This is a genomic window from Actinomyces mediterranea (genome assembly GCF_900155595.1).
Taxonomy (GTDB): domain Bacteria; phylum Actinomycetota; class Actinomycetes; order Actinomycetales; family Actinomycetaceae; genus Pauljensenia; species Pauljensenia mediterranea.
Map to the genome: position 1 here is coordinate 273,048 of NZ_FTPB01000004.1, position 16,382 is coordinate 289,429.

15 protein-coding genes and 1 pseudogene are annotated in these 16,382 nt (G+C 63.0%); 13 read left to right on the forward strand and 3 right to left on the reverse strand.

Going from position 1 to position 16,382, the window contains the following annotated elements; all coding sequences use genetic code 11:
• Window positions 1–7 precede the first annotated feature (7 nt).
• Together dxr and BQ7471_RS05260 are read left to right on the forward strand one after the other, a co-directional pair.
• The gene (dxr, locus tag BQ7471_RS05255) at window positions 8–1,234 is read left to right on the forward strand and encodes a 1-deoxy-D-xylulose-5-phosphate reductoisomerase (RefSeq protein ID WP_076464762.1); all 1,227 of its coding nucleotides are present in this window, start codon (window positions 8–10) and stop codon (window positions 1,232–1,234) included.
• Window positions 1,234–2,472, forward strand: a complete 1,239-nt coding sequence (locus tag BQ7471_RS05260; RefSeq protein ID WP_076466177.1) for a M50 family metallopeptidase — start codon at window positions 1,234–1,236, stop codon at window positions 2,470–2,472. Before dxr ends, BQ7471_RS05260 begins: the two co-directional genes overlap by 1 nt.
• Before the next feature lie 52 nt (window positions 2,473–2,524).
• Here the strand turns inward: BQ7471_RS05260 and BQ7471_RS05265 are convergent.
• Window positions 2,525–3,883, reverse strand: a pseudogene (locus BQ7471_RS05265) (anaerobic C4-dicarboxylate transporter).
• Between the two features lie 369 nt (window positions 3,884–4,252).
• Window positions 4,253–5,248, reverse strand: a complete 996-nt coding sequence (locus tag BQ7471_RS05270; RefSeq protein ID WP_076464763.1) for an aldo/keto reductase — start codon at window positions 5,246–5,248, stop codon at window positions 4,253–4,255.
• Between the two features lie 163 nt (window positions 5,249–5,411).
• Here BQ7471_RS05270 and ispG point away from each other — a divergent pair, with 163 nt between their 5' ends.
• The 5 genes from ispG (at window position 5,412) to def (ending at window position 10,025) form a co-directional block, all read left to right on the forward strand.
• Window positions 5,412–6,560, forward strand: a complete 1,149-nt coding sequence (gene ispG / locus BQ7471_RS05275) for a flavodoxin-dependent (E)-4-hydroxy-3-methylbut-2-enyl-diphosphate synthase (RefSeq protein ID WP_076466180.1) — start codon at window positions 5,412–5,414, stop codon at window positions 6,558–6,560.
• A 53-nt stretch (window positions 6,561–6,613) separates the two neighbouring features.
• A complete protein-coding gene (locus tag BQ7471_RS05280; protein WP_235821243.1) occupies window positions 6,614–7,075 on the forward strand; it encodes a hypothetical protein in 462 nt (153 codons plus the stop codon).
• Window positions 7,076–7,199: 124 nt separating this feature from the next.
• A complete protein-coding gene (locus tag BQ7471_RS05285; protein ID WP_076464766.1) occupies window positions 7,200–7,664 on the forward strand; it encodes a hypothetical protein in 465 nt (154 codons plus the stop codon).
• Between the two features lie 58 nt (window positions 7,665–7,722).
• The gene (locus BQ7471_RS05290) at window positions 7,723–9,531 is read left to right on the forward strand and encodes a proline--tRNA ligase (RefSeq protein WP_076464768.1); all 1,809 of its coding nucleotides are present in this window, start codon (window positions 7,723–7,725) and stop codon (window positions 9,529–9,531) included.
• A gap of 2 nt (window positions 9,532–9,533) precedes the next feature.
• A complete protein-coding gene (gene def, locus BQ7471_RS05295; protein ID WP_076464770.1) occupies window positions 9,534–10,025 on the forward strand; it encodes a peptide deformylase in 492 nt (163 codons plus the stop codon).
• Window positions 10,026–10,030: 5 nt separating this feature from the next.
• Here the strand turns inward: def and BQ7471_RS05300 are convergent, their stop codons facing one another.
• A complete protein-coding gene (locus BQ7471_RS05300; RefSeq protein ID WP_076464771.1) occupies window positions 10,031–11,038 on the reverse strand; it encodes a LacI family DNA-binding transcriptional regulator in 1,008 nt (335 codons plus the stop codon).
• A 290-nt stretch (window positions 11,039–11,328) separates the two neighbouring features.
• On the opposite strand from BQ7471_RS05300, the gene BQ7471_RS05305 reads away from it, so the two are divergent.
• The 6 genes from BQ7471_RS05305 to BQ7471_RS05330 all read left to right on the forward strand — a co-directional run bounded on the left by BQ7471_RS05305 (window position 11,329) and on the right by BQ7471_RS05330 (window position 16,363).
• Window positions 11,329–12,837 (forward strand): sugar ABC transporter ATP-binding protein, encoded by a 1,509-nt coding sequence (locus BQ7471_RS05305; RefSeq protein WP_076464773.1) that lies wholly within the window; start codon window positions 11,329–11,331, stop codon window positions 12,835–12,837.
• Window positions 12,837–13,817, forward strand: a complete 981-nt coding sequence (locus BQ7471_RS05310) for an ABC transporter permease (protein WP_076464774.1) — start codon at window positions 12,837–12,839, stop codon at window positions 13,815–13,817. The genes BQ7471_RS05305 and BQ7471_RS05310 overlap by 1 nt, the downstream gene beginning before the upstream one ends.
• Before the next feature lie 23 nt (window positions 13,818–13,840).
• Complete coding sequence (locus BQ7471_RS05315; protein WP_076464776.1) at window positions 13,841–14,947, forward strand: substrate-binding domain-containing protein; 1,107 nt, start codon at window positions 13,841–13,843, stop codon at window positions 14,945–14,947.
• The gene (locus tag BQ7471_RS05320) at window positions 14,916–15,263 is read left to right on the forward strand and encodes a hypothetical protein (RefSeq protein WP_129583365.1); all 348 of its coding nucleotides are present in this window, start codon (window positions 14,916–14,918) and stop codon (window positions 15,261–15,263) included. The genes BQ7471_RS05315 and BQ7471_RS05320 overlap by 32 nt, the downstream gene beginning before the upstream one ends.
• Window positions 15,264–15,498: 235 nt before the next feature.
• Window positions 15,499–16,002: a DUF3145 domain-containing protein gene (locus BQ7471_RS05325; RefSeq protein WP_076464779.1), complete on the forward strand. Its 504-nt coding sequence runs from the start codon at window positions 15,499–15,501 to the stop codon at window positions 16,000–16,002.
• A gap of 4 nt (window positions 16,003–16,006) precedes the next feature.
• Window positions 16,007–16,363 carry a phosphopantetheine-binding protein gene (locus BQ7471_RS05330; protein ID WP_076464780.1) on the forward strand — a complete coding sequence of 119 codons (357 nt, stop codon included), beginning with the start codon at window positions 16,007–16,009 and terminating at the stop codon, window positions 16,361–16,363.
• Window positions 16,364–16,382: the final 19 nt, after the last annotated feature.

Below are 16,382 nucleotides of genomic sequence, written 5' to 3' on the forward strand. Positions count from 1 at the left end.
CGCCTCCATGGCAGCTTCCGCACCCACGCCGGTCGTCATCCTCGGGTCCACGGGCTCCATCGGTACCCAGGCGCTCAACGTCATCAGCGCGCACCCCGAACAATTCGAGGTCCGCGCACTCGCAGCCGGGGGCGCCCACATCGATCTTCTGGCCCGCCAGATCATCGACTACAATCCCGAGGCCGTCGCGATCGCGAGAACGAATGCGGACGCCCTCGTCGAAGTGCTCGGCGCACTCGCCCCCGCACACCCCATGCCCCAGATCCTCACGGGTGCTAATGCGGCTGCACAGGTCGCACTCCTCGCCCCCGAGGGGGTCGTCCTCAACGGCATCACCGGGGGAGTGGGGCTCGCCCCCACACTTGCGGCTCTGTCATCGGGTGCGACACTCGCTCTCGCCAATAAGGAGTCCCTCGTCGTGGGCGGCCACCTCGTGCAAGGAGCGACCGTCCGCCCTGGTCAGATCGTCCCCGTCGACTCCGAGCACTCGGCCATCGCCCAAGCGCTCGCCTCCGGCGTCCATGAGGCGGGTCTGACTTCTCCCGTGGTCACCGGCCGCTCCGAGGTCGCCGACCTCGTTCTGACGGCCTCCGGAGGACCCTTCCGGGGGAAGAGTCGTGCCGAACTCGCCGATGTCACACCTGCTCAAGCGCTCGCCCATCCGACGTGGGATATGGGGCCGGTGGTCACCATCAACTCCTCCACTCTCGTCAACAAGGGATTGGAGTTGATCGAGGCTCACCTGCTCTTCGATGTCGCTCCAGAACACGTCCTCACGACGGTGCACCCCCAGTCGATCGTTCATTCCATGGTGACGTGGATCGACGGGGCGACGACACTGCAGGCCTCGCCCCCCGATATGCGGCTGCCGATCGCCCTGGGGCTGACATGGCCGCGCAGACTCGCCCATGTGGAGGAGCCCCTGTCGTGGCAGACGGCGCAGTCGTGGACCTTCGAGCCGATCGATGACGAGACCTTCCCCGCCGTCGCCCTCGCACGGCGAGCGGTGGCCGCCTCAGCGACGCACCCGGCGGTGATGAACGCCGCGAATGAGGTGCTCGTCGACGCCTTCGTCCGAGCAGATCTCAGCTGGCTCGGCATTGTCGATACCCTGCGCGGCATCGTCGAGGATCATGATGGGATCGCAGAGCCCGATCTTGAGGACATCATGGGCGTAGAGGAATGGGCACGCGACGAGGCGAGGGCGCGGATTCTGCGTACGACGGTGCACTGATGGGTTCGGGTTGGGGAATTCTCGTCATCGTCGTCGGTCTCGTCGCCTCGATCGGGCTGCACGAAATCGGTCATCTCATACCGGCGAAGCGTTTCGGCGCCCTCGTGCCCGAATATGCGATCGGATTCGGACCGACACTGGTCAAAAAGCGGATCGGGGAGACGACCTACGCCTTCAAGCTCCTTCCACTCGGCGGGTTCGTGCGGATTCTTGGAATGTTTGCGCCCGCGCGCGCCGGAACGCGCCTGACGAATCGGAGGGGGCGCATCACGCTCGCCGAGGAGGCGCGCAGGACTTCCTCGGAGGAACTCCCCGAAGGCTCCGAGCACCGCGCTTTCTACAGGCTCGCTTGGTGGAAGAAGCTCATCGTCATGATGGGGGGACCAGCGATGAATCTCGCACTGTCCTTCCTCCTCATCTCGTCCGCGCTCGTCGGCATCGGGGTCGCCTCTCCCTCCCTTACCCTGTCGGCGGTCTCGGAAACGGTGCAGACCCCTGCGGGTGAGGTCGCGTCCCCGGCGGCGGAGTCGGGCATCATGGCCGGGGATACGATCATCGCTGTCAACGGCGCCCCGGTCGCCGAATGGTCCGAATTCCCCGGGCTCGTCGCTGACTCCGCGGGCGCGCCCATCGTTATCGAGGTCGAACGCGGGGGAGTCACCCACTCCCATTCCCTCTCCGCGGTGAGAAATACCAATGATTCCTGGGTGATCGGCGTGGCGGCGGGCGTCGAATACGCTCCCGCCTCGTGGGGCGCCACCTGGGATGTCTTCACTGCGATGTTCACCGGCACGGCGTCGGCGATCGTCCGACTGCCCGTTGCAGTCTGGGATGTGGGCGTCTCCCTGGTAACGGGAGCCCCCCGCGACGTCAACGGCATCATGTCGGTCGTCGGCGTGGGCCGCATTGCGGGCGAGGCTACCCAGGAGGCGTCTGCGGGCGGTACTGCGAATTGGCGCGGCACCATCGCCTTCCTCCTGTCGCTATTGGCATCGCTCAATATGGCGCTGTGCGTGTTCAATCTCATTCCGCTGCCCCCGCTCGACGGCGGGCACATCGTGGGAGCGGCCTGGGAGGGGATGCGGCGCGGGTGGGCACGCCTTCGTTCGCTCTCCGATCCGGGTCCGGCCGATACCGCTCGCCTCGTTCCACTGACATGGGCAGTGGGCGCCCTGCTCCTCATTATGAGCGCCTTCCTTGTTGTCGCGGATATTGTTCGCCCCCTCACCCTGATGTAGAGGAGGGGGCATAACGATTTGTTCTCCACCCGGACGCGGGTGCGTCCGGGGATCAGAGGAGGAGCCGGGCGAGACCGGTTCCGACTAGACAGCCGACGCCGACGCAGATCAGTCCGGGGATGATGAAGGAGTGGTTGATGATGTACTTGCCGATGTGCGTGGTCCCCGTTCGGTCGAAGCCGATGGCCGCGAGGTCTGAGGGGTAGGTCGGCAGGACGAAATATCCGTAGGCGGCCGACGCAAAACCAACCATGGTCACCGGATCGACGCCGATCGCCAAACCGATCGGAGCCATTGCTGCGATCGCCGCCCCTTGCGAGTTGACGAGTTTCGATACGAGGAACAGCGCAATGGCGTAGGTCCACGAGTAAGATTCAACCATGCCTGATAGCGTCTCCTTCAGGCCATCGACGTGGGCGCCGAAGTAGGTCTCACTCATCCAAGCGACGCCGAACACGGACACCAGGGCGACCATGCCCGCGCTGAAGACATTCATTTTCGGCACTTTTTTGGTCGGAACCTTGCAGATGATGAGGATGAGGGCTCCGGCAACGAGCATGAGCATCTGGATGACAAGGTTCATCGACAGGCGCGAGGCCTCTCCGTTGTCGCCGAGGATCAGCGGACGGAGCTGCTCGAAGGCGCCCATGAGGACGACGACGCCGATGGTCGTGAAGAAGATACCAGTCGCGATGTACGCGCTGCGCGGGAACACCCTGTCAAGCAGTGTCGCATCATCACCGCCCTGGTAGATGTAGCTGCGCTGCTCAGGGTCGGCGAGCTTCGCCTGGAACAGTGGATCTTTATCGAGGTCCTTTCCACGGCGCAGGCTCCACAGAGCAGCGGCGAGAACGCCGCACAGGGTTGCGGGAATGGAAACCTGAAGAACTTGCGGGATCGAAATCGCAGTCCCTCCCGTCGACTCTGCGTGCTCGGAAAGGACCGACACGAGGGTGACGGTGGCGACGGAAACGGGCGACGCCATGATGCCGACCTGGGCGGAGACCGAGGAGACGGCCATGGGCCGCTCGGGGCGGATGTTCTTCGACAGAGCAATGTCTTCAATGATCGGGAACATCGTGTAGACGACGTGACCGGTGCCGCAAAGCATCGTGAGGGTTCATGTCGTCAACGGCGCGAGGAGGGTGATGCGCGAAGGGTGTTTGCGCAGGATCCTTTCCGCGAAGCGCATGAGGACGTCGAGGCCGCCCGCTGCTTGGAGGATCGACGCGCAGGAGATGACCGCAAGGATTGTGAGCATCACCGAAACCGGCGGGCTCCCAGGGGACAGACGGAAGAGGAAGACGAGTATGACGAGGCCGAACCCGGAGATGACGCCGAGTCCGAGGCCGCCATAGCGCGTACCGAGGACGAGACATGCCAGGACGACCAGAAGCTGTATCCACACCATGAGGGTGCCTTTCACTCAGGGGGTGATGCGTGGAGGCACGGTGATCGTAAACGTTGCTAACGGCATCGTCGGCACAGCTTCTGGGTCACAATTCAATAATGTTTTTCTATTATGTTGTGACCTGCGCAACAATGATTCGGCATCCGTTTCATCGGATGTCAAGCGGCGACTTCATTATGAGATGACCATCGATGGGCATCCTCGAGCGCTCCTCAATAAAGTGATGTCAGCGTTGTGTTATGCAATCGGCGCGGTGGTGTCACGGCGGTCCGGCGTCATCTTTCGGTACTGCCGTATCGATCCGTTGATCGGGGCCGGGTTGGGGCGGCGAATGGTCGAATCGTCGCTTTGCCGCCGCTGGTGCGGCCCTCACCAGCGGTGGTGGATGTACTCGCGCACCTTCGAGTCGTACAGGTCTGAAAGCGCCCCGGTGAGCTCGGGGGACAGGGGATCCACATCCGCTGCTCGCGCGTTGGAAAGGACCTGCTCGCCATTGCGCGCGCCCGGGATGACCGTCGTTACTCCGGGGGCGTCGAGAATCCACCGCAATGCGATCTGCGTGGGTGAGGCGCCCTCGGGCCCGAGGCTCTCGCACAGTGCGACGAACTCCTGGGCGACGTCGACTCCCAGATCGTAGGGAACGCCGGAGAAGGTCTCTCCGATGTCGAAGGCGGAACCGTCGCGGTTATATGTGCGGTGGTCTTGAGCGGAGAAAACAGTGTTGTGGCGGTATCTGCCCGACAATAGTCCGGAGGCGAGGGGTACGCGGGCGATGATGCCCACTCCCTGTTCGAATGCCCGAGGGAGCACCTCTTCGAGAGGCTTGGGGCGCAGGACGTTGATGATGATCTGAATCGTCTGGGCTCCGTGGTCCATCGCGATGAGTGCCTGCTTGCATGTCTCCACTGACGCTCCGAAGGCGCGGATTCTGGAGGCGTCGACCATTTCGCGCAGGATGTCCCACGTTGCGGGGTTGGCGAGGACTTCGGTGGGCGGGCAATGCAGTTGAACGAGGTCGAGCATCTCGACGCCGAGGTTCGCCCGGGATCGGTCGTTCCAGGCGAGCATGGCCTCTCGGGTGTAGTTCTCGGGCCTCTGGTCGACTCGACGCCCCATCTTCGTAGCGATGAAGGGGCGCTGCTTATCATCCATGTTCGCGCAATAGCCTCCGATGAGGGTCTCGGATCGCCCGTCGCCGTAGACGTCGGCGGTGTCGACGAAGTTGATGCCGACACTCAGCGCCGTATCGAGTACCTGTGTGGCCTGTTCGGTGCTGACATTGCCCCAGTCGGTTCCTAACTGCCAGGTGCCGATTCCGATGACCGAGGTTGAATGACCGGTTGATCCCAAGGTGCGGTGTTCCACGATTCTCCTTCGAATTGGCGGGTGCTCAGTGGAGCTACACAATTGTTTTGTAGCTATTCTATATCGGTGGCGTGTGCCACTCAGGACGCTCTCAGCTGAAGATCACCACGACCGGATGCGACTTGTGGGCAATAATGAAACAGTGAATGAGATCCCCTTGGGCATGCCCACTGTGAAGGCGTCCGTCTTCCCTCGTAAGCAGACCCGCCAGATCATGGTCGGACGGCTCCCCGTCGGCGGTGATGCTCCGGTGTCGGTCCAATCGATGACGACGACCAAGACCCACGACATCGGTGCGACGCTCCAGCAGATCGCGGAACTGACTGCAGCGGGATGCGACATCGTTCGCGTCGCCTGTCCGACCGACAAGGACGCCGAGGCCCTCTCGATCATTGCGAAGCAGTCGCGTATCCCGGTCATTGCCGACATCCATTTCAATCCGAAGTATGTGTTCCAAGCGATCGAGGCCGGATGCGGCGCGGTGAGGGTTAACCCCGGCAATATCCGAAAATTCGATGACCAGGTGAAGGAGATCTGTAAGGCGGCCTCCGATGCGGGGGTCTCTTTGCGCATCGGAGTCAACGCAGGATCACTGGATCCGCGCCTGCTGAAGAAATACGGGCGAGCGACCCCCGAGGCACTCGTCGAATCGGCCGTCTGGGAGGCCTCTCTCTTCGAGGAGAATGACTTCCACGATTTCAAGATCTCCGTCAAACACCATGACGTCCTCACCATGGTGGAGGCTTACCGCCAGCTCTGCGAACACGGCGACTGGCCGCTCCACCTGGGCGTGACCGAAGCGGGACCTGCATTTCAGGGGACGATCAAGTCGGTATCGGCATTCTCGATCCTGCTCGCCGAGGGAATCGGTGACACGATCAGGGTCTCTCTGTCAGCGCCTCCCGTCGAAGAGGTCAAGGTCGGCACTAAGCTTCTCGAATACATGGGACTGAGGGAGCGCACCCTCGAAATCGTGTCGTGCCCGTCATGCGGACGCGCCCAAGTCGATGTGTGGACCCTTGCCGAGAGTGTCACCGAGGGTCTCAAGGATCTCACGGTCCCGTTGCGCGTCGCCGTCATGGGATGCGTCGTCAACGGTCCCGGGGAGGCTCGCGAGGCCGACCTCGGTGTCGCCTCGGGCAATGGTAAGGGACAGATCTTCATCCAGGGCAAGGTTGTCGAGACCGTTCCCGAGGATCAGATCGTCGAAACCCTCATCCGTCGCGCCAATATCCTCGCCGAGGAAATGGGCTTGGCAGCGGGGGAGGGCTCCGTTGAGGTGATCCCCGTCACTGCTGGCCCGAGCCGCTGAGAGGGGCATCGATTATGCGCATTCGTTGTGCCGCTGCACTCTCAGCGAGCGCGTTGGCGGTTGCCGTTTGGGCGACCGGGTTCCCCAAGCGCATCGGGTTGACGGCGTCTGAAGCCGCAGTCTCCCTTCCCGGCGACCTTATCATCGCTGCAGCGGATGTCGTCGTCGACCGCGGAATCCGCATCGACGCCGACGCCCGGACCGTGTGGTCCGTCCTCGTGGGCGCATTCGAAGACGACGAAGCTTCGCGGGTGATCGCCCGCGAAGAGGAGGAGGCGCTCATTTTGGCGGTGCCCACCCCCGGTCTCGAGGACGAGGACGATCTGCCCGGCACCTGCGTGTTCGCGCTCCTGCCGCTGACAAATGGGCGAACGCTGCTCCACCTGCGCGAACGGCACCAGTCCTGCGAGCCCGATGCGCCAAAAGCCGCTCTGTGGACGGGGCTCGCGCTCGAATCCGTGACCGCAATGATGCTGCTGCATGACATCAAGAAGGCGGCGGAACTCGCATCCTAGTGGGCGAGCGACTCGACGGGCATAAAGGATCGTCCCTAACGGCGAGGACGGCGGCCGCATCGCTACACTGACCGGGGCGGCAATCGGCGCTCATAACGGCGCACCATGTGAAGGAGGGCGGTTCATGGCTCAATGGGGCGGAGTCGCCATGCTGGTCCTCACCGGGCTCGGCATCCTCCTCACGTGGCTGTGGATCTGGGCGGGTTTGTCCCCGCGTATGCGCCGGATCAGCGCAGAGCGGCTCTATCCGCTGGCGGATCGCCCGACGATCGGGCAGCTCCAGGCGATCATCTGGCCGATCGTCCCCCTCGTTGGCCTCGCATGGATCGCCACGGGCGCCCTCGTAGCCAGGACCATCATCGGCAGAGGCGCCTCCTATGAAGCGTCTACGGTGATCGCCCTATTCATTGCGATCGCGCTGGTCGCACTGTGGTGCGCCTTCGATGAGCCGATGCCGCAGTGGGCGTACCCGGGGTGGATGACCCGCCGATTCTACGAGCACCATCCGGACAGGATCGACTCCGAGCTGCCTGCACCGTGCGCCAGACGGATGGCTAACGCCGTGGGCGCACAGCGGCGATCGCGCTGACGCCCAGGGCCTGCGGGCGAAGTGGCCCCGTATCGCCCCGGTGCACTAATCTGGAACGGTGCTGAGAAACCTATCCTCTTTCTTCCTGCGCACATTGCGCGAAGACCCCGCCGATGCCGAGGTCGATTCCCACAGGCTCCTCGTCCGCGCCGGATACATCAGGCGCACCGCTCCGGGCATCTACACATGGCTGCCCCTCGGCCTGAGGGTCCTGCGCAGGATTGAAAACATCGTCCGCGAGGAGATGGACCGCATGGGTGCGCAGGAAGTTCTCTTCCCCGCTCTGCTCCCCGCAGACCCCTATAAGGCGACGAACCGCTGGGATGAATACGGTCCCACATTGTTCAAGCTGGAGGATCGCAAGTCCGGGGACTATCTCCTCGCGCCGACGCATGAGGAGATGTTCACCCTCCTCGTCAAGGACATGTACTCCTCGTACAAGGATCTTCCGACGACGCTTTATCAGATCCAGACGAAGTACCGCGACGAGGCCAGACCCCGCGCCGGCGTCATCCGCGGCCGTGAATTCGTCATGAAGGACGCCTACAGCTTCGACCTCACTGACGAGGGACTCGACGCGTCCTACCTCCAAGAGCGCGCCGCCTACCAGCGCATCTTCACCCGCCTCGGCCTCGACTACGTCATCGTGTCCGCGAAGTCGGGACCGATGGGGGGGTCACGCTCCGAAGAATTCCTCCACCCCAGCCCGATCGGCGAGGACACCTTTGTGCGTTCGCCGGGGGGGTATGCGGCCAATGCGGAGGCGGTGACGACCCCTGTTCCCGATCTGGTCACCGCCTCGGGGACAAGACCCGCGCGCGTGGTCCCCACCCCCGACTGCCCGACGATCGACACGCTCGTCGAACTCGTCAACGCCGAGTATCCCCGCGAGGATCGGCCCTGGACAGCAGCAGACACCCTCAAGAACGTCGTGGTCGCGCTCACGCACCCCGATGGCACCCGCGAGTTGCTCATCGTCGGTATCCCCGGCGATCGAGATGTTGACATGAAGCGCCTCGAAGCCTCCGTCGCCCCCGCCGAGGTCGAAATGGCGAGCGACGCGGATTTCGAGGAGCATCCTGAACTCGTCCGCGGCTACATCGGTCCGACGGCTATCGGCCCGAACTCCCCGAATCGCACGGTTGATGAGAACGGCGACTCGGTCGGCTCGGTCCGTTACCTCGTCGATCCGCGCATCGTCGATGGCACGGCCTGGGTGACGGGCGCGAACAAGGATCGTCACCACGTCCTCGATCTCGTCATGGGACGAGACTTCACCGCCGACGGCACCATCGAGGCGGCTGAGGTGCGCGAGGGTGATCCCGCCCCCGACGGCTCGGGCCCCCTCCACCTGGAACGGGGCATCGAAGTAGGCCACATCTTCGCCCTCGGACGCAAGTATGCGAAGGCCCTCGGACTGACGGTCCTCGATGAGAATGGAAAGTCCCAGGTCGTCACCATGGGCTCCTACGGCATCGGCATTTCCCGGGTCCTCGCGGCCATAGCCGAGTCAACATGCGATGACAAGGGTCTTGCGTGGCCGGCACAGGTCGCGCCCTTCGACGTTCACGTCTTGGCAACGGGCAAGGGCGATGACGTCTTCGATGCGGCGCGCGAAATCGCCGAACACCTCGATGCCGCGGGCTTGGACGTCCTCTTCGACGATCGGCGCAAGGTATCCGCGGGGGTGAAATTCGCCGACTGCGAACTCGTCGGCATCCCCCTCGGGCTCGTCGTCGGGCGCGGCCTAGCCGACGGAAACGTGGAGATCCGCGAACGAGTCGGCGGGCAGCGACGCGACGTTCGCGTTGACGAGGCCGTCCATCAGATCATGGACGCCCACCGGCGACTGATGGAAGGCAAGTGACAATGACGATTCGCGATATTCGAATCATTGGCGATCCGATTCTTCGCACCCCGTGCGACCCGATCACCACGATTGACGCATCGGTGAAGGCCCTCGTCGAGGATCTCGTCGAGGGCGTCGACATGGAGGGGCGTGCGGGACTCGCCGCCAACCAGATCGGCGTCGGATTGCGGGCGTTCTCCTGGAATATCGACGGGGAGATCGGCTACATCCTCAACCCGAGAATCGTTGAGGTGAGCGACGACGAGTACCAGGACGGCGATGAGGGATGTTTGTCGGTCCCCGACCTGTGGTACCCGACGAAGCGCGCCTGGTACGCCCGCGTCGAGGGCATCGACCTCGACGGGAAGAAGAAGATCATCGAGGGCGAAGAACTCATGGCCCGATGCCTTCAGCACGAATGCGATCACCTCGACGGTTTCATCTACATCGACCGCCTCGATCGCGCCACCCGCAAGAAGGCGTTGCGCGATATCCGCAATTCGAGTTTCTGAGCCTTTCAAGAGGCCGCTGAACCCGGCCTGATCTCCCCGGATCCACGGATGATGAGCCGGGTGGGGATATCGATGTGATGTGATATCGGTTCCTCGCTGTCTAACAAGGAGAACAACTGCCGGGCGACGGTGCGGCCGATCAGCGTCGGGTCTTGGCGGATCACGGTCAGCGGGGGATCGAGCAGCTCCGCCAGGGGGATGTCGTCGAATCCGACGAGGGCGATGTCGTGCTGGCGGTGTGCGGCGTGAAGGGCTCGAAGAGCACCGATCGTGAGCATATTCTGCGAACTGAAAACAGCAGTCGGTACATTCGGTGAATCGAAGAGCGCGGTGATGGCCTCTTCAGCCGCCCGGGTCGTCGAACCCACTTCAATGACGGGGCAGTCGGTGGCGGCGATACCGGCATCGGCGAGCGCGTCGAGGAATCCGAGGTAGCGCTGTGCGGCCGTCGGGATGGATGAGCGCTCCATGAGGAAGGCGATGCGGCGGTGGCCGTGGGAGATGAGGTGCGCGGTGCCGCGCCGGGCGCCCTCGCGGTTATCGCTCGTGACGGAATGCGCCTTGTCGTATGAGGGCTTGCGGTCGACGAAGACCGTGGGGATCTCCATTGTGGAGACGGCCGCTTGATGGGTGATGGCATCCGTCGTCGTCGCGAGGATGATCCCATCGACGTGGCGGGCGCGAAGATCGCGCAGCACAGCCACTTCACGCTCGGGATCCTCATCGAGGCTTGCTGCGAGGACGACGATGCCCCGGCGCCGAGCCTCGTCTTCAACGCCGCGCTGCATCTCGCCGGCGAAGGGATTGTCAACGCTCGAGACGAGGACGGCGATAGTTCTTGTCCGCCCGTCGGCCCGCCTCAGTGAGCCTGCTCGCATATCGGGGTGGTAATCGAGTGCCTCGATGGCAGCCCACACCCGCTCTGCCGTTGACGCGGAAACATTGGGTTCGGCGTTGATGACGCGGGAAACGGTCTTGATACCAACACGGGCGAGCGTGGCGACCTCTCGCATCGTCACCCGGGAAGCACCGTGCCGTCGCAGTGATCGGGTGCCAGAGGGCGGCGGCTCAGGTCCGGGATGTGAGTCGGTCGCCATTGTTACCAGTCCGATATCTGTCGGGAGTTGATTCATCGTCATCTGGAGCATAATCTTAACAACAGGTTGACAACGTTGTCAGTTGATGAGTGTTTCGCTCATTCAATCGATTACGACAGTCGTTGCAGACTACAGAGCCGTACGGACAAGCCCTCGTCAACCATGCCGTGCGGGCGTGAGCTCATTGCACACAGAAAGGGGACAGCATGGGAAGTGAAGACCTGCGCCTGCGGATGCGCTCCGTAACGAAGACCTTCCCGGGCGTCACAGCTCTCGATCAAGTGGACTTCGACCTTCGTCCGGGCGAGGTGCACGCAATCGTCGGTGAGAACGGCGCCGGAAAGTCCACTCTGATCAAGATCATGACCGGGATGTACACGGATTTCGACGGAATCTATGAATTCAATGGAGTCAACGCCGATTTCCACTCGATCAGGGACGCCCAGAACAAGGGCATCTCGATCGTTCACCAGGAACTCAATATGATGGCGGACCTCACGGTCGCCCAGAACATCTTCATCGGACGCGAAGGGGACGGCCTCGTCATTTCCGATACCGAACTCAACGAGAGGGCGCAAGCGCTCATCGACGAGTTTGACATCGGTGTCAAAGCGACCGATCAGCTCCGCGAGCTCACCGTCGGCAAGACGCAGCTGGTGGAGATCGCCCGCGCGATGTCCTTCCCGGCGACGACGGTGCTTATCCTCGATGAGCCCACCGCAGCCCTCTCGGAGACCGAGTCGGTCGAACTCCTCAACAAGATCCGCGTCATGCGCGATGCCGGGGTCGCGATCGTCTACATCTCCCACCGCATGCACGAAGTGATGGACGTATCCGACAGAATCACCGTGTTCCGCGATGGCACGCACGTCGGGACCCGCGACACCGCAGCATGCACCGTCGACGACATAATCGAGATGATGGTGGGGCGCGCGGTCGTCAATGCGAAGAAGGAGACATCGACGGTGTCCGCCAACGCGCCCGTCGTCCTCGAAGCGACCGGTCTCAACTCGACGCGCGTGCACGACGTGTCCTTCACCCTCAAGAAAGGTGAGATCCTCGGCTTTGCGGGTCTCGTCGGCGCCGGGCGCACCGAGACGATGGAGATCCTTTTCGGTGCCGACCCGGCGTCGAGCGGATCGATCACCGTCAATGGACGATCCATGTGCTTCTCCCATCCCAGGGACGCCGTCAACGCCGGTATCGCCTACCTCTCCGAGGATCGCAAGCGCTATGGGCTCGTCACCAATCTGACGATCCAGGACAACATCGAATTGCCCTCCTACGATCTGCTCTCCCGGGCAATGGTCGTCAAGGACAAGGAGAGCTCCTCACAGGCGAAGCGCTTCGTCGACCTGCTCAGGATCAAAACCCCCTCGATCCGCCAGCGCGTGCGCAATCTGTCCGGTGGGAACCAGCAGAAGGTCGTCCTCGCGAAGTGGCTGCTGCGCGACATGGATATCCTCATCTTCGACGAGCCGACCCGCGGCATCGACATCGGTGCTCGCGCTGAGATCTATGCGCTCATGAACTCCTTGGTCGACGAGGGCAAGTCGATCATCCTCGTATCCAGCGACCTCGACGAGGTGCTTCACCTGTCAGATCGGATCCTCGTCATGTGCGAGGGCCGCAAGACGGGCGAACTCGACATCGCCGACGCCACTCCAGTCCGCATCATGGCTCTCGCCACTGCTCAAGAAAAGAAGGAAGACTGATGGTCAAGAAGAATCTGTCGCTCCCATCCCTATCAGGCCCGGCCATGCAACAGGTCATGGCGCTCGTCGCCCTGGTGATCCTCTACGCGTTCTTCGCGGTCTTCGGCAATCGATTCGCCACTGCCGACACCTTCGTCTCCATCCTCGACTCCTCGTACTACATCGGCTTCCTCGCCATCGGAATGACCTTCGTCATCATCACCGCAGGAATCGATCTGTCATCGGGCACAGTCATGGTCGGAGCGGCACTCGTCGGTGGTGTCGCCTACAACGTCTGGCATTTGCCAATCGCCGTTTCACTGTTGATCGTCCTGCTCGTCGGAGTGCTCTTCGGCGTCGGCAACGGCATCCTCGTCGGATACCTCCACCTGCCGCCATTCATCGCGACCCTCGGCATGCAATTCGTCTCCCTCGGTCTGTGCGCAGTCGTCGCCAATGTCCAGACTCAGACCTACCCCGCCCTCGGTAGCCCCGACGGTTGGTTCAAGCAGGTCATCTACAAGTCCCACTCCCTGCCCGTCGGAGTCTTGTGGCTAGCGGCCTTCTTCGCCATGGCGTGGTTCCTCCTCAAGAGGACGAAACTCGGGCGCTATACCTACGCCATCGGCTCGAATGAAGAGGCCGTCGAACTCTCGGGCGTTGTCGTCAAGCACTGGAAGTTCTGGGTGTACGTCATCAACGGCTTCTTCTGCGGTCTGGCAGGCGTCATCTACGCGGCGACCTTCTCCTCGATCACCCCGCAGACCGGTAATGGTCAAGAGATGTACGCGATTGCGGCCTGCGTCATCGGCGGCACATCTCTCGCAGGCGGAATCGGTTCCCTGTGGGGCACCCTCATCGGCGTCTTCGTTATCTCCGTCCTCAAGACGGGCTTGCTCTCCATGGGGCTGCCCGTCCAATGGCAACAGGTTCTTATCGGCGTCGTCGTGGTCCTCGCCGTCCTCCTCGACGTCGTCCGCACACGCAGCCGTCGCGGCTGACACCCCCAATGAAAGGAACTCCCATGAAACATCGAATCCTCGCAGCGGTATGCGCGCTCAGCGTCGCATCCACCCTCGCGGCGTGCGCCGACGGATCGGGTTCTGATTCCACCGCCTCCTCCGGAGGCGCCCAGCAGGTCATCATTATCTCGAAGTCGTATCAGAACCAGTTCTACCAGGCAGCGTTCAAGGGCGCCCAAGCCGCTGCCGATGAATTGGGCGTCGAACTGACGACGAATGGACCGGACGCCGAGTCCAATGTCTCCCAGCAGGTCGAACAACTCGCCGCGGCCGTCAACCAGCGCCCCTCCGCAATCGCCCTCGCGGCGAGCCAGCCCGACGCGGTCCAAGATGCCCTCGCCAAGGCGAAGAAGTCGGGCATCCCTATCATCGGCTTCGACTCGGGCGTCCCCGGAGACGCATCCGGCGCTGTCGTCGCAACGGCGACGACCGACAACCACGCGGCCGGGGCGAATGTCGCCAAGAACCTCATCGCCAACGATGATGTGAAGAAGGCCCTCGCTGCGGGAACCGCCGAGAAGCCCGCCGTTATCGGCGTCCTCGCCCAGGACTCGACCTCGGGCTCCATCGTGCAGCGCGTCGACGGATTCGTCGAGGAGGCCGTCGCACAGGTTGAGGCCATTGATGGCATGGCTGGAACAGTCGATGTCTCCGGTCAACAGAATTGGACGAACCCCTCCGCCAATCCGGCGAAGGTGAAGATCGTCGTGACCGTGCCCCCGACCACGTCGCAGGCCGACATCCAGAGCGCGGCGAATTCGATCTTCGCCACCGATGGCCTCGTCGCTCTCTTCGCCGCGAACCAGGACGCGGTTAATGGCGTCATCTCCGCGACCAATGATGCGACAGACCTTGACCGCATCAGCGGCAAGTACAAGAACATCTTCGTCGTCGGCTTCGATGCCGGCTCATCCCAGAAGGCAGCCGTGAAGTCCGGTGCGTTCCTCGGTTCCGTGTCCCAGGATCCGTACCAGATGGGCTACCAGGCGGTCGTCCTCGCTGTCGCCGCTTCCAAGGGCGAGCCCGTCGCCGATGTCGACACCGGTTCGGTGTGGTACGACTCGTCGAATATCGACGATGAAGACGTCGCTGTGCTCCTCTACGACTGAGTCGATCATGGATGCTTCCACCCGGCAGGTGCGCATGGACCATGTGGCTCTTGTCGTAGAGTCGCTCGACAGGGTCGGCATGGGCGATCACCGGATTCAATACCTCGGTTCCGGCACCGCCTCAGACTCGAACTCATCGAGTATCTGCCGAGGCGGGAGCCTCGGCAGATGGTCGACGCATCGGGATGGCCACACCGTCTGGGACGTGGCGGACCTCTCGCCGGTCGCCGCCAGAGTCGAATCCCTCGAGGGCCCGATCATGGCGGGAACCGACGCGGGCGCTGAGGCTCGGATTCCATTCGGCCCCCATCCGTGACCCAGATGGAATCCAAGTCGAACTCATCCAACGAGTCTGAAAGGCAAATGCGCATTGCGGGGCGTCCGGCTGGTCCGAGCGCCCCGCACCCGTGTATCGCCTGCGACTCGCATCGCACCCCGCGTGGAAAAACACATCGAAATGAGGCACACTAGGAGTGTGACACCGTGATTCACTGTGCCGTGGTTGAGAGGACGTAGGGGAAGACGCTCCTCACCAGCAACCGGAGGTCACATTGAGAGGGACATACACCCGCGGTGTACTTTTCGTGCACTCGACAACACCCGCACTGTGCCCGCATATTGAATGGGCGGTCGGCACCGCCCTCGGGCAAGAGGTCCACCTGCAGTGGACCAGCCAGGATGCGGCGCCCGGGACCGTGCGCTGCGAATTCTCGTGGGTCGGCCCGACCGACTCGGGCGCGCGCCTCGCCTCCGCATTGCGCGGCTGGGAGCACCTGCGTTACGAGGTCACGGAAGAGGCGACCGCCTCCACTGACGGCGGGCGCTGGTCGCACACCCCCTCCCTCGGAATCTTCCACTCGCAGATGGACACCATTGGCAATGTCGTCGTTCCCGAAGACAGGATCCGAGGCGCCCTTGAACGCTCCGCGACGCTCGAAGAACTGCGAGACGCCCTCGACCTCGCGCTCGGACAGGCGTGGGACGACGAACTCGAGCCCTTCCGCCACGCGGGTGCGGGAGCTCCCGTGCGCTGGCTCAACAACCGCGTGGGCTGAACTCATGGGAACCATCGCCGAACTCCTCGGGTATTCGCTCAGCGAATCCGATGCCTCCCCCGAACCCTCGAGCGAGCCCGGCGGCGCAGCAGGGTCCGAAGGGGAGGCGCCTTCGGATCCGCAGAGCAGGGATGGTCGGGAGACGGCGATGAGCGCCGTCTTGGAGGAAACTGATCTCGATCCCGACCGGGCGCGGGCGGAGCTCCTGCTCACCGATGACTTGGATCTCGACACGCTGAGCCTGTATGCGATCGTCGCGAGGATCGAACACGATCTGTCGATCTCCATCCCGGATGAGACGATCGGTGCGTGGCGCTCACTCGGAGATCTCCTCGACGGAGTCGACGCAGCAGCGCGATAACGGTTCCACAGTCCGATCT

Coding starts and splice junctions, on each gene's coding strand:
- dxr (WP_076464762.1), top strand. CDS start 8: ATGGCAGCTTCCGCACCCACGCCGGTCGTCATCCTCGGGTCCACGGGC.
- BQ7471_RS05260 (WP_076466177.1), top strand. CDS start 1,234: ATGGGTTCGGGTTGGGGAATTCTCGTCATCGTCGTCGGTCTCGTCGCC.
- ispG (WP_076466180.1), top strand. CDS start 5,412: ATGCCCACTGTGAAGGCGTCCGTCTTCCCTCGTAAGCAGACCCGCCAG.
- BQ7471_RS05285 (WP_076464766.1), top strand. CDS start 7,200: ATGGCTCAATGGGGCGGAGTCGCCATGCTGGTCCTCACCGGGCTCGGC.
- def (WP_076464770.1), top strand. CDS start 9,534: ATGACGATTCGCGATATTCGAATCATTGGCGATCCGATTCTTCGCACC.
- BQ7471_RS05300 (WP_076464771.1), bottom strand. CDS start 11,038: ATGCGAGAGGTCGCCACGCTCGCCCGTGTTGGTATCAAGACCGTTTCC.
- BQ7471_RS05305 (WP_076464773.1), top strand. CDS start 11,329: ATGGGAAGTGAAGACCTGCGCCTGCGGATGCGCTCCGTAACGAAGACC.
- BQ7471_RS05310 (WP_076464774.1), top strand. CDS start 12,837: ATGGTCAAGAAGAATCTGTCGCTCCCATCCCTATCAGGCCCGGCCATG.
- BQ7471_RS05315 (WP_076464776.1), top strand. CDS start 13,841: ATGAAACATCGAATCCTCGCAGCGGTATGCGCGCTCAGCGTCGCATCC.
- BQ7471_RS05320 (WP_129583365.1), top strand. CDS start 14,916: ATGAAGACGTCGCTGTGCTCCTCTACGACTGAGTCGATCATGGATGCT.
- BQ7471_RS05330 (WP_076464780.1), top strand. CDS start 16,007: ATGGGAACCATCGCCGAACTCCTCGGGTATTCGCTCAGCGAATCCGAT.